At 30.2% G+C, this 520-nt stretch carries 1 pseudogene; it reads right to left on the bottom strand.

What is annotated here, in order from left to right:
* A pseudogene (locus K0039_RS20605) lies at window positions 1-391 on the bottom strand (ABC transporter ATP-binding protein); the annotation flags it as partial.
* Window positions 392-520: the final 129 nt, after the last annotated feature.

Consider the following 520-nt stretch of genomic DNA (forward strand, 5'->3'; position numbering starts at 1 on the left):
TTTCTGAAATCTCTTTTCTTAAATTATAGGATACTTTTTGAGAAATTCCACTCATGATAAATCCTTGTATAAAAAAGAACAGTGCACTTATGAAATAAAGACAAAGTAAAAACATTAAGATTTTTCCAATTGCATTAAAATCTATACCTACATTTCCTCCAGAAACTTTACTCACTAATCCTTCAAATATCTTTGTAGTTGCTTTACCTAAAATTTTTGGACCTACTCTAGAAAACAACGCACTACCAATAGCAAATACAATTACTAAAATTATTGATATTTTAAATTTAGATAAGTATGCAATTAGTTTTCTCATAGTCCCTTTAAAGTCATTTGCTTTTTGTCCTGCTCCCATAGATTTTCCCATAGGACCTCTTCCCATTCTACTCATTAGCTAGCTCCTCCTTTGAAAGTTGTGATAAAGCTATTTGCTCATAAACTTCGCAATTTTTTAGAAGCTCTTTATGTGTTCCTATTCCAACTATTTCTCCCTCATTTAAAACATTTATCTGTTCTGCAT

The organism is Terrisporobacter mayombei (genome assembly GCF_020748465.1).
Classification (GTDB): domain Bacteria; phylum Bacillota; class Clostridia; order Peptostreptococcales; family Peptostreptococcaceae; genus Terrisporobacter; species Terrisporobacter mayombei.